The following is a 12349-nucleotide window of genomic DNA, read 5'->3' as shown; positions in this document are numbered from 1 at the left end:
TTTTCTCCTTAGTTTGTTAGTAATGACTGATTTCCTATCAACTATCAACTGTCAACTGTCAACTGTCAACTGACTGCTGAGCCGATCGCCAAATCCACCAAGCAGCCGCCCAGAGAGTAAAATTACCGATGACAGTCATCGCAGCTTGCAGGGTAACAATCCATTCTAGGGCTGGGGAGTTGTCGAAAAAGTGCCACGTACAGGCGCACATAGCGCTGACAAGGGCGGGGAGCATTCCGACAGAAAGGGCCCACCAAGCTCGGTTTTTAGTGACTTCGCCGTAAGTCCAAATTAACCAGATGGCGGCAATCCACTCGACGACACTAGAGACATGAATAATCCAGGTTGGAATTGACAAAGCGTGCATTTTTTGTATTCTTAAGGGAAATGTATTTATTTGTTTAAGGTCGTTAACTGTTAACTGTTAACTGTTGATACCAATTTTTTATGACGCTGTTCCCGAATCCGATCCCCCCTTAGCTTGCCCCCTACTCCCCCTTAATAAGGGGGGGGACAAGATTCCGATCAAAGTCCCCCTTCTTAAGGGGGATTTAGGGGGATCGAGATATGTGCAACGACCCATTAAATTGGTATGACTGTTAAAATATTTTAGGGATCGATCGCAACAATTAGATATTGTAATAGTTATATTCCATCATAAACCAAGAAAAGAGTAGAAATGCGAGCAATTTTGTGCGGCTATTACGGTAAAGGCAACGGCGGCGACGAGGCGCTGTTGGCTTCGCTACTGCAAATGTTACCAGATGGGGTGACGCCGATCGTCCTTTCTGGCAATCCCGTCGAGACAAATCAGCGGTACGGAGTAGCTGCGCGCGATCGCATGAATGCCTTCGGTGTCCTCGATACACTCCGCAGCGCCGACGCCCTCATCTGGGGTGGCGGTAGTTTAATCCAAGACAGTACCAGCCTTGTCAGCCCTTTTTACTATGGTGGCTTGATGGGATTAGCGCAGCAGATGGGCTTAAAAACTGTTGCTTGGGCCCAGGGAATTGGCCCTTTGAATCGTGAGATTACTCGTAAATTATCTCAGCGGTGTTTTGCTGGATGCACAGGCGTCAGCGTGCGCGATAAAGGCTCAGCTACCATACTTGCAGATTGGCAAATTCCCTTTACATTAGCGCCGGATCCTGTGTGGGCTTTGGAAAATTCCCCCGTCTCGGGTTTGTGGGATTTGCCGTCACCGAGAGTTGCGGTTTGTTTGCGATCGCACTCTACACTAACACCCGCCCGTTTGTCAATCCTAACTCAAGCTTTAGTTGACTTTCAAAAAGCCACTCGCACCTTAATTTTGCTGCTGCCTTTCCAAGCTTCTCACGACTTAGAAATTGCCAAACATTTGCACGAAGCACTGCCGCAAAGGAGTCGCATCCTCAGTTTAGACGATCCGAGGAAGTTGAAGGGAGTTTTCCGGGGAGTCGAAATGGCGATCGGGATGCGCTACCACAGTTTAATTATGGCAGCATCCGAAGAATGTCGCTGTTTTGCCCTCAGCTACGATCCCAAAGTCAGCCAATTGATGGATGAGTTAGAAATGCCGGGATACTTATTATCAGAATTGCCCGAAGATCCGTATTTAATCAGCAAAACCTGGATGGATCACTATGCCAACGGCGCCGCACTATCGCCAGACAGGATAAAATTTATTGTAGGGCGATCGCTCTTTCATAAGGAAGTATTACAAACCGCCCTCCTGCAATCTCCATAAGAGGTAAAATACCATGACTGTCAGTACCGCAGACTTAAACATTACCTGGGAAAAATTGCCAGACGATTTCATTTTAGACGAGGAACCTGTGGAAAACATCGACCAACCCCTGCTAGCTGCCGCCCTGCGAGAAATCTTAGAACTTGCGGGGTTAATAGTAGCAGGAATCTTAATTGCTCCCAATATGGGAGTTTGCGCTACAGTAGACGACAAGCTAGTTATCAAATCGCCAGATTGGTTTTATGCCCGTAACGTACAGCCGCTTCCTAGTCAAGAAATCCGCCGCAGTTACACTCCCAACCTAGAAGGCGAAATTCCGGCGATTGTCATGGAGTTCTTATCAGCTACAGTCAACGAAGAATATTCTACAGTATCGACTTATCCCCCCGGCAAATGGTATTTTTACGAGCAAATATTGCAAGTACCAATCTATGCAATTTTTGAACCTGCCACAGGAAGACTAGAAGTTAATCAGTTGAATTCATCAGGACAATATCAATCATATCAGCCCGATGCAAGCGGACGTTATTGGATTCCGGGAGTCGGATTATTTCTGGGTGTTTGGTATGGCACAAAAACTGAAAGAACAGGATATTGGTTGCGGTGGTGGGATGAAAGCGGAGAGATGTTATTGTGGGGTGCAGAAATAGTTGAAAGAGAAAGGCAGGAAAGGGCGATAGCCCAACAGCAAGCCCAACAAGAACGAGAACGATCGGAAAGATTAGCAGCACAATTAAGAGCAGCAGGCATAGAACCCGAAATTTGATACAATAATTTAGCAATCAAAAATCCTAACGCTGCGATTTTTTATTTCTAAATTTATGTGCGTTAATCCGCGTTAATCTGCCGATATCAGCGGTTAAAAATTATATTCAGGAGACAGAAAAATTGGCAAGAGTAAGAGTTCGAGAACACGTAAATCCCCTATCGATGAGATATCGAACATCCGCCAGTGCCCCAGATTGGACGAAAATATATAGCGACTTAAATTTGCCACTGCATTTAGATATCGGCTGCGCCAGAGGAAGGTTTTTGTGGCAAATGGCGCAAGTACAAACTGATTGGAATTTTCTCGGATTAGAAATTCGGGAACCTCTGGTGGATGAGGCAAATCTTTGGCGCGACGAAAAAGGCTTGACAAATCTGCACTATTTGTTTTGCAATGCGAATAGTTCCCTGAAACCAATTTTAGAAACTTTGCCCGCTGGTACTTTGCAGCGAGTGAGCATTCAATTTCCCGATCCGTGGTTCAAGAAAAAACACCACAAGCGGCGGGTGGTACAGCAGGAATTAGTCGGCGAGTTGGCGACTTATCTGGCTGTTGGCGGTGAAGTGTTTATTCAATCGGATATTGAGGAAGTAGAAGTCGAAATGTGCGATCGCTTTTCATCTGATCCTAGCTTTAAACGCACAAATAACGGTGAATGGTTAGCAGAAAATCCCATGCCCGTAGCCACTGAAAGAGAAATTGCTACTCTCAAACGGGGGGAACCAGTTTATCGGGCAGTGTTTCACAAATAAAGGGTATCAAACATAAAGTGTTTCACAAATAAAGCCCGCCGAATTAATTGTGATGTTTCACAAAAATACAGCCCGCCGAATTAATGGCGATGTTTCACAATAATTAATCGTGATGTTTCACAAATAAAGCCCACCAAATTAATGGCGATGTTTCACAAATAAAGCCCGCCGAATAGAATTCGGGGCTACACAAACAATGTCCGCCTCCGCGGACTGAAGATAAGAGTATCAATAAAAGGTAATTTGGTGTTTGATATAATATCAAATTTATTAAAATTACATTTTATACTATTTGCTTGAATTGGCATTTATGTCTTTTCTTGAGTCCGCGGAGGCGGACATTGTTTGTATAGGCGCGAATTCTATTCGCCCGGATTATTTGCTACTCGCCCAAACTTAAATTGGCATTTATGTCTTTTCTTGAGTCCGCGGAGGCGGACATTGTTTGTATAGGCGCGAATTCTATTCGCCCGGATTATTTGCTACTCGCCCAAACTTAAATTGGCATTTATGTCTTTTCTTGAGTCAGCGGAGGCGGACATTGTTTGTATAGCCGCGAATTCTATTCGCCGGGAATTGATGGTTTTACTCCACACTATTTTAACCCGGAATTGGGGGAGGTTCGCGGTTTGTTGGTTTCGACTTGTTTGTCGATCGCACTTCTGTAACTATCCACCACATGATTCGGCATCACATCCCCATTTTGCCCTAAAAAAGCCCACTCCTCACCGACGTGCACGTATTCAGTCTTAAAGAACACCGTAAAAGGCACCAGCGTAATAGCATCCGCCAAATTTACCACACGATAGCTGTTCGGTACAACTCGATTGTGATCCCTCGCAAACACCGGATCGCCCACCCTCGGACTGCCATAAGTATACAACTGCACCTGCTGTTTCAACCGAGGAACATTCACCGCAATGTCGATCGCAGCCAAAGTCGCGATCGCAGCACCCAAACTGTGGCCCGATACATAGCAAGGAACCGACGGATTCAGCTTTTTGGCAATGTCCAGCGTTTGAGTGGCAATATTGCTGTAGATGGTTGAAAAACCGGGATGAATTTTACCGTAGGACTTACTGAAAACCTTACTTTCTTTTGTAGCGTAGACAGCATTGATATTGAGTACCCATTCGATAGTTCTTTGCGTGCCGCGAAAGACAATAATATTGTGTTTTTTTGAACTGAGGACAAAACCAAAATAAACCGGGATTTTGCGATTAATTTTAACAACCTCCTTCGCTGTATTTTTTATAACTTTTTCCGCAGTATCTACATTTTTGCCGATCGGATCGGTTTCCCTATTTGGGGAAGCAGCCTGCTGCGGAATTTCTACCTCGACTTCTTCGGAGATATTGGCTTCTTCTCCTTTAATCGCCGCAACTAGAGTATAGTCTTTCAACTTAGCCGTATAAGCTGGCAATGATTTAATATTACCGTCATAGTGAGGCTCTACTTTGCCTTTGAGGTACTGCTGCGTTGCCAATTTGCTGCACAAAATCAGCAGTTTAGAAATCTCGCGGTTGTAGGGAATTGGTGGCGGAGATAGTTTGACAGATGCTTGAATTCGCCGGGATTCATTAATTTTTTTCGCATCGGCTTCTAAGGTTTTCAAGAAAATTCTATCGGCTTCTCTGTCGTTGAGTAAAGCTAAAACTTGTTTTTGGCGATCGCTATTGGCTTTCCGCCGCAAATATTCCGGTATTGCGGTAGCTGCTGACGCGGCCGCCAATGCTCCGAGCAACAGTTGTCTGCGGGTAATTTTTGCTGGAATATACTTGGTCATATACTAACTCTAAATATCAATATAGCGGTTCTCAAAAAAGTCAGGTACGTTGTTGGGCTTTAGCCCTCTTATGTGTATAATATAGTAACCGAAGTCGCATGAAAAAATTCATTTATAGTCATACCTCATCTTTCGCTCGAAAGGCTATATCAAAAAACGGGTTTTTTACCTAATCTGCTGGCTGCAATCTAATGATTTTAATAAAAAACCCAGTTTCTCACCTCGTCCTTAATTGCTACTTTCCCACTGTCAACAAAGGTTTCCCTCACAATTGCGGTTCAATTCCAGCTGAGCGCAATTGAGCGCGCAATTGCTCTAATTCTGCTTGAGCGCGATCGGCCCTTTGCCGTTCTTGTTCAGCTATTTGCCGTTCTTGTTCAGCCCTTTGCCGTTCTTGTTCAGCTATTTGTTGTTCTTCCTCAACTCTTTCAAAGCCAGTTAACAGCAAATTCCCTTCACTATCCCACCAGCGCAGCCAAGGTAAATCAACATTTTGATACCTTCCTTGCCAAATTCCTAATTCCACTCCTAAGGCTGGAATAGGATAATGACCGCGATCGTTCGCAGTCATTAATTGATACCTATTTTCTATCAAGTGATAAACTTCAACACTCGCCTTACTCACTTCATAAATCCCGTAAAAAGCCGGACGGATCGCATTTTCATAAACCCAGAATTTTCCCGGCTTAGTTTCCTGTTGCCCAGAGCGCAACAAAGGCGTTCTGTCCCGTTCTTGGGAACCATTTCCCGATACAAACTCTAACACAATTAACGGTGCGACAAACTCTTGCCACATCACATAAGAACGGCGCAATTGACCGTCAAGTGTTGGCGGGACATTTGGCACATAAAACCAGTCCGGCGCTTCTGAACCCTTTTCTAGGGGGTCTGTCAATCGCCAGTAAATGCCACTATCTTGACCGATACAATAATCAGCATCTGGATGAATGCTTTGAAGGATCGGAGTAATGGAATCCGTTAACAGAATGCTTTGGGGATGTTCTTGAAAGTTTTTCACAAAAGTGCCGTCGGATTCTGGTAGCTGAGTGTGATCTGGCCAACCTCCGGGGTTGTTTTCTACATCTAGGGAGAATTTCATGGTTTTATTTTAGTTACAGGTATTAATGAAGAATGTCTTTAATTTTTTCCTGAAACTCCTCTTGAGTTATTTTACCATTTATCAAGTCATCAGTCAGGGATTTAATCGAATTTTCTGTTACTTGAGCTGGAAAGGCGATCGCCCCAATATTTGCCTCAAACAAAGCCGCCCCTTCCGGTTGAGAACTATCGAAAACTTCCTTGAGTTCCGCTGCATCCATTTGGCGGCCGCTAGCATAATAAAGGTGCGTCGCCTGTCCCACCCTCCAAGTCAGTGCAAACAGCGACGAAGCCACCGCAAAACCGCCCACAAACGGCACAAACACACCCAAACCATACATTGATATCCAAGCCATAAACGCCACCCAAAAAGAACCCAAACCCCCGAACAAATTGCCTCCGATCGCCAGCGCATCTTGACCTTTGGGATAGCCCCATTTTGCCCCAATATCCCGCATCATTTTTAACAGCAACACGCTCGCCACCAGCAGCGTCACCGTCATACTTCCCGGCAGCGGGTTGAGTCCCAGAATTGCAGATCCAATGGCATAATCTATAATCAACTCGCGGATTTCTTTGTTGATTTCGACAAGATTGGGCGATCGGGCGATCGCTTCCATTTCCTCTGAGGTTTTTGGGGAGTTTTCAGACATAAGATTTCGTCTTTATGAAAATCTATAAAAACTCTTGTGGGGCAGGCATCTAACCTGCCCTATCCAGGCTTTTATCGAGAGATATATTATAACCCAATACGCTTCATTTAAGATTGTCATTCCGAGGAACGAAGCAATCGCACTGTCTATTTTTGATAGTTTTCCCTGTTGGAATTTATTATTTCAAGCGTATTGTATTCTAACCTAAACCCAAGACGGCAGCCACATCCTAATTTTCCATTCCATTTGCGACAAAGGCAATCCCAAATAGAGAGGCATCCAGAAAATAAAAGCACCCAAAACCAGAAAAATTATTGTTACCCCCATCCCTCGGAGGCGAGTTTGTGGGCTGTGCAGCCACCTGTCAGTCCACCAAGCAAGTGCTAAAGCTGCAAACACAGAACAACCCATATAATGGTACAAAAATACGCAGCGAGTCACCTTCACCCAAGGCAGCAAATTAGCAGCCCAATTAACTATTAAATATAACGCCAGCCACATTTCGGCAGTCGGCGGAAACAAAATCGGCCGCTGCTGTTCGATCGCCTCAACAGAAGCCACCCGGCGCGTTTCCATCCACACTAAAACCCGGTGAACCAAAACTCCTATTACTAGCAGTAAAGCTAAGGTTGACAGCCACCAAAGAAAAGGATTACCCATCGCGTGTACGTCAAAAATTACCGGATTTACACCACTCGGCAAAGGTGGCAAAACTGGATCTGATGGTGCATTGCTGCTAATAGTTTTGTAGAAGTAAACTATAGGGCGCAGCATCAAAGGCCAACTGTACCACGCCGAACAATAAGGATGCACGTTAGGCCCGCTTTTAATCCGCTGGTGATAAGTCAAAATTTCCGTTTGCATCTGCCAAAAGTTGGGAGTTGGATTGAGATGCAGGTGAGGAATCCAGGAGATGCTGTAAACTAAAATAGGAATCACAGCTAGACTCAAAATTACTTCTAAAAATTTGAGTTGAGTCAGTTTTTGTACTGGACTTTCCGGGGGCAAGAGAGCCGAATTTACCTCGGCACTCTGTTCTTCATTTCCTCGGTTTCCTTGGATTAAACGCACCGCCCACGCGCAGATCAAAATTAGATAAGTACCGAACAGAAACCACAAGCCGTTCCATTTAATAGCAGCAGATGCGCCGAAACCTATCCCGGACAGTACCAGCCAAAGCCAGCGCTTTTTGCCTTCTGCTTCTACGGATTTTAAAATAAATAATTGACCTAAGATTCCAAATAAAACTAGATAAATGTTGTTGAGCGCGTAGCGAGATTCAACTAAAAACAAACCGTCGCAGGCGATAAATAAAGCAGCCAGAAAAGCAAAGGTGCAGCGGCGCACTAGCTGATAAGCCAGAGCTCCGACAACTAGGGGAATAAAGGAACCCGTCAGAGCATTCAGCCAGCGGTAATCCCAAGGGGAGAGCGTTGAGCCTGCTAGACTGTTGACGGCTGTTTTGCCGAAGGGGAGGTGAGTGCCGATCGCAATTCCGATCGCAATTATGTACTGACTCAGCGGCGGGTGAGCGTTGAAAAAAGGCGTTTTGGTGAGATAATCGTTGGCAAACTTCGCGTAATAAACCTCGTCAAATACGAAGGTGTTAAATCGCTCCAGTTCCCAAAAGCGCAGAGTCAAAGAAAATAGGAACACACCGAGCATTCCTAGACCAAAAACAAGAGTGGATCTGTTGAATTGTTTTTTGTTGAGTTGCATAAAATAACCGAAAATAGTAGATGCTAGATTTGGGGGCGATCGCTAATTTAAAAATACTGAGTTGAGAATAGCTTAAAAACTATAATTATGCGTCATATCGTGTCCGGTCAATTGATCGTAATTCCTGTAGGGGCCGGTTCGCTTAAATATTTAACAAAAATGAGAGATTTTGTAAACCCGCCCCGGCCTCTAATAGCGATCGATCGGACATGATATCAGTCCTAGATTTGCCGATGTTGCCTCGTAATTAGCACGCAGCAAGGAAAATAGCAGATAACAAGGTGCGATCGACTATAATAGCAGTTAAACAGGTCTTTTTTTGAGCAAGGGTTTATGAATCTCGCTGTTTGGGTTTGGGGGCGTTGGGGGTTAGCTGTCGGTGCTAGTATCCTGCTAGCGTCAGCCACCACGCCAAATCCCAAGACATTTGCAAGCTTTGGCGATTGGTGCATCAACAAAGAGCATTTAACCCCCCAAGCCAGACATACGGTAGAGGTGTTGCTATCAAAAGCCAAAACACAAGAGTGCGATCGCGCTCAACAAACCCTGGCTAATCTAACAGAACTTTCTCTGATTCGCAGTCAAATAGTCGATATCCAACCCTTATCAAAATTAACAAATCTCAGAAAGCTCAACCTCAGTTCAAATCAAATAAAAGATGTGCAACCCTTATCGGGACTGACTAATCTGAGATTTCTCATCCTCAACTTCAATCAAATCTCAGACGTGAAACCGTTATCGGGACTGACTAATCTGACAGAACTTTTCCTCGAAGCCAATCAAATTGTAGATGTCACACCGTTAGCGGGATTAACCAATTTAACAGCATTTTCCCTAGCATCTAATCAACTTGCTGACGTGGCACTCTTGTCGAAAATGGCTAAGTTAGAGTTTCTTTATTTGGGCAACAATCAAATAAAGGATGTCAAGCCATTATCTACTTTGAGCAATTTGCTGTTACTCTTCATCGAATCCAATCAAATTGTAGATGTAAATCCTTTAGCAAAACTGACGAATTTAACAACTCTCAATCTGAGTAAAAATCAAATTCAGGATGCGACACCTTTAGCCCAATTGAGTCAACTAACAACTCTCGATCTCGGTGGAAATCCAATCCCGGAGGGGGAAGCGGATCGATTAATTCAGAAAAATAGACAGCGATTAAATCAGCAAACAAATCAGCAAACTGATGAAGCCGATCGATTGATTCAAGAAGCTAGCCAACTATTCGATCGCCAAACAGCAGCATCTTACCGGGAAGCATTGCAAAAGTTTGATGCAGCACGTTCGCTTTATCAAAGGCTGGGAAAGCGACAGGCTGAAGCTTACGCCCTGAATCAAATGGGATTAATTGCTAATAGATTGGGAGAGAGACAACAAGCCCTAGATTACTACAAACAAGCTCTTTCTTTGAATCGGATTTTAGGCGATCGCCCGAAACAAGCAATTATCCTCAACAACCTCGGTGCTGTGTACTATGCGTTGGGAGAGAAACAGCAAGCCCTAGACTACTATAACCAAGTTCTGTCAGTGATTCGAGAATTGGGCGATCGCCCGATCGAAGCTACCAACCTCAACAACCTGTTGCAAATACCCCCAAACAGTGACATATCATTGAACGATCGCTCTCTTCAAGCAATTCCCCTGAGCAACATACTGAATATATCCCCAAACACGCGCGCATCATCGGGCGATCGCACTGCCGAAGCTACCACTCTCAACAACATCGGCTTAGCCTACAATGATTTGGGAGACAAACAGAAAGCCAGAGAATATTTCAACCAAGCCCTTACCCTGTTTCGCGCTACGGGCGATCGCACTAAGGAAGCCACTGCTCTCACCAACATCGGCTTAGCCTACAACGATTCGGGAGAAAAGCAAAAAGCCCTCGATTATTATAACCAAGCACTACTTCTAAGACGGCAAGTGCGCGATCGGCGTGGAGAAGCCCTGACACTCAACAATATAGGCGTTGCCTACTCAGAATTGGGAGAAAAACAGACAGCACAAGAGTATTTCAACCAATCTCTTCCTCTGTTTCGCGCTGTGGGCGATCGGCCCGGAGAAGCTCTCACCCTCTACAATCTTGCTAATATTAAAGGTAATTTTGGCAATCTAATTGCAGCCCTCACTGACATTGAATCCTCCATCAAAATTATCGAAAACCTCCGCACCAAAATTAGCAGCGACGAACTTCGCACCTCATACTTTGCCACAGTAAATAACTATTACCAGTTCTACATTCAACTGTTAATGGAACTGCACAAAACCAATCCCAAATCTGGCTATGATACCAAAGCCTTAGAAGCCAGCGAACGTTCTCGCGCCCGCACTTTACTGGAACTTTTGCAAGAAGCAAAGGCCGATATTCGCCAAGGAGTTGCCCCAGAATTATTGCAACAAGAACGCAATTTACAACAGCAACTCGATGCCTTAGAAACACGCAACATCAACAATTTTAGCACTCGAAATCCGACTCCGGCGCAAGTAGCAGCAGTAGAAACACAGCGCCAAAACCTGCTATCTCAATATCAAGAAATTCAAGCAAAAATTCGCACCACCAGCCCCCGTTACGCCGCCCTCACCCAACCCCAACCTTTAAGCCTTTCACAGATTCAAGAACAAATCCTCGACGACAAAACAATCTTACTGCAATATAGCTTAGGAGAAAAGCATAGTTATCTCTGGGCTGTGAGTAAAACCAGCATCACCAGCTATGAATTACCTCCTCGCACGGCAATAGAAGCAGCCGCCCGCAATTTCCGTCACGCTGTGACTAATCCGCTGTACCGAGACATCCCCAATCGAGTCACCAAAGCTAGCAACGCCCTCAGTAAAATCATCTTACAACCTGTCGCAGCACAACTCGCTCAAAAACGCCTGCTGATAGTTGGTGATGGCATTTTAAATTATCTTCCCTTTGCCGCCCTCTCTCTTCCCGAAACATCCGGTGAAAATTCCCATAAGCCTTTAATTGTAGAGCATGAAATCGTGCTGCTGCCTTCAGCTTCCACCTTAGGAATATTAAGACAAAATTATCGCGATCGAGCAAACCCAACTCGGACTTTAGCAATGTTTGCCGATCCAGTTTTTAGCGCTCAAGACGAACGATTCAAAGCACCCGCTACTACTACAGATCGCGAAGCAATAGAATCAGTAAATCTCGGCTTAAGTCGCTCTAGTAGCGACAATAACCGACTGTGGAGCCGTTTAAAATTTACTCGCCAAGAAGCTCAAATAATTCAATCGTTAGTTTCAGAAAATTCTAGCACCCAATCCTTAGATTTTGCAGCCAATCGCAGCACAGCAACCAGTCCCAATCTCAGCCAATATAAAATCATTCATTTTGCCACCCACGGTTTCGCGAATAGCACTCACCCGGAATTATCAGGAATTCTCATGTCCTTAGTAGACACAAATGGCAAACCCTTAAATGGATTCCTGCGGCTTACAGATATTTTTAATCTCAAACTAGCAGCAGAATTAGTAGTTTTAAGTGCCTGTCAAACCGGATTGGGGCAGAACATTCAAGGCGAGGGAATTGTCGGATTGACGAGAGGATTTATGTATGCGGGTGCGAAGCGAGTAGTTGTGAGTTTGTGGAGTGTCGATGATGAAGGAACCTCGAAGTTAATGGCTAATTTCTATGAGGGAATGCTGAAAAAAGGCTTGACACCAGCGGCAGCTTTAAGGGCGGCACAATTAGAAATGTTGCAGCAGAAAGAGTGGCAGTCTCCCTATTATTGGGCGGCGTTTACGCTTCAGGGCGAATGGCGGTAAACAGTTGACAGTTGACAGTTGACCGCTTGAGGGTTTACAGCGGGGTTTTAAAACCCTGAATTTTGA

General features: G+C 44.8%; 9 protein-coding genes. 4 read left to right on the top strand and 5 right to left on the bottom strand.

Going from position 1 to position 12349, the window contains the following annotated elements:
- Positions 1-58: 58 nt before the first annotated feature.
- Positions 59-367 carry a DUF2499 domain-containing protein gene (locus tag QZ938_RS01920; protein WP_293347123.1) on the bottom strand — a complete coding sequence of 103 codons (309 nt, stop codon included), beginning with the start codon at positions 365-367 and terminating at the stop codon, positions 59-61.
- Between the two features lie 312 nt (positions 368-679).
- On the opposite strand from QZ938_RS01920, the gene csaB reads away from it, so the two are divergent.
- From csaB to trmB, 3 genes are all read left to right on the top strand, one after another.
- Entirely contained in the window at positions 680-1726 is a 1047-nt protein-coding gene (gene csaB, locus QZ938_RS01915) for a polysaccharide pyruvyl transferase CsaB (protein WP_293347120.1), read from the top strand.
- A 13-nt stretch (positions 1727-1739) separates the two neighbouring features.
- Complete coding sequence (locus QZ938_RS01910) at positions 1740-2492, top strand: Uma2 family endonuclease (protein ID WP_293154534.1); 753 nt, start codon at positions 1740-1742, stop codon at positions 2490-2492.
- A 122-nt stretch (positions 2493-2614) separates the two neighbouring features.
- Positions 2615-3247: a tRNA (guanosine(46)-N7)-methyltransferase TrmB gene (trmB, locus tag QZ938_RS01905; RefSeq protein WP_293154537.1), complete on the top strand. Its 633-nt coding sequence runs from the start codon at positions 2615-2617 to the stop codon at positions 3245-3247.
- Between the two features lie 595 nt (positions 3248-3842).
- On the opposite strand, the gene QZ938_RS01900 is transcribed toward trmB, so the two are convergent.
- From QZ938_RS01900 to QZ938_RS01885, 4 genes are all read right to left on the bottom strand, one after another.
- Entirely contained in the window at positions 3843-5033 is a 1191-nt protein-coding gene (locus QZ938_RS01900) for a lipase family protein (RefSeq protein WP_293347117.1), read from the bottom strand.
- A gap of 265 nt (positions 5034-5298) precedes the next feature.
- The gene (locus QZ938_RS01895; RefSeq protein WP_293154543.1) at positions 5299-6132 is read right to left on the bottom strand and encodes a Uma2 family endonuclease; all 834 of its coding nucleotides are present in this window, start codon (positions 6130-6132) and stop codon (positions 5299-5301) included.
- A gap of 22 nt (positions 6133-6154) precedes the next feature.
- The gene (locus QZ938_RS01890; protein ID WP_293347114.1) at positions 6155-6784 is read right to left on the bottom strand and encodes a hypothetical protein; all 630 of its coding nucleotides are present in this window, start codon (positions 6782-6784) and stop codon (positions 6155-6157) included.
- 204 nt (positions 6785-6988) lie between these two features.
- The gene (locus QZ938_RS01885) at positions 6989-8503 is read right to left on the bottom strand and encodes a phospholipid carrier-dependent glycosyltransferase (RefSeq protein ID WP_293347111.1); all 1515 of its coding nucleotides are present in this window, start codon (positions 8501-8503) and stop codon (positions 6989-6991) included.
- Between the two features lie 333 nt (positions 8504-8836).
- Between QZ938_RS01885 and QZ938_RS01880 the strand changes: the two genes are divergently transcribed.
- Positions 8837-12283, top strand: coding sequence for a CHAT domain-containing protein (locus QZ938_RS01880; protein WP_293347108.1), 3447 nt, complete (start codon positions 8837-8839; stop codon positions 12281-12283).
- Positions 12284-12349: the final 66 nt, after the last annotated feature.

Origin of the sequence: Microcoleus sp. CAWBG27 (assembly GCF_020883145.1) — a bacterium.
Lineage (GTDB): Bacteria > Cyanobacteriota > Cyanobacteriia > Cyanobacteriales > Microcoleaceae > Microcoleus.
Note: the sequence above shows the minus strand (reverse complement) of the source record. Positions and strands in the feature narration are given on the sequence as shown.

Excerpts from the sequence above, each read along its gene's own strand:
- QZ938_RS01920 (WP_293347123.1), bottom strand. The coding sequence starts at position 367 with ATGCACGCTTTGTCAATTCCAACCTGGATTATTCATGTCTCTAGTGTC.
- csaB (WP_293347120.1), top strand. The coding sequence starts at position 680 with ATGCGAGCAATTTTGTGCGGCTATTACGGTAAAGGCAACGGCGGCGAC.
- QZ938_RS01910 (WP_293154534.1), top strand. The coding sequence starts at position 1,740 with ATGACTGTCAGTACCGCAGACTTAAACATTACCTGGGAAAAATTGCCA.
- QZ938_RS01900 (WP_293347117.1), bottom strand. The coding sequence starts at position 5,033 with ATGACCAAGTATATTCCAGCAAAAATTACCCGCAGACAACTGTTGCTC.
- QZ938_RS01895 (WP_293154543.1), bottom strand. The coding sequence starts at position 6,132 with ATGAAATTCTCCCTAGATGTAGAAAACAACCCCGGAGGTTGGCCAGAT.
- QZ938_RS01890 (WP_293347114.1), bottom strand. The coding sequence starts at position 6,784 with ATGTCTGAAAACTCCCCAAAAACCTCAGAGGAAATGGAAGCGATCGCC.
- QZ938_RS01885 (WP_293347111.1), bottom strand. The coding sequence starts at position 8,503 with ATGCAACTCAACAAAAAACAATTCAACAGATCCACTCTTGTTTTTGGT.
- QZ938_RS01880 (WP_293347108.1), top strand. The coding sequence starts at position 8,837 with ATGAATCTCGCTGTTTGGGTTTGGGGGCGTTGGGGGTTAGCTGTCGGT.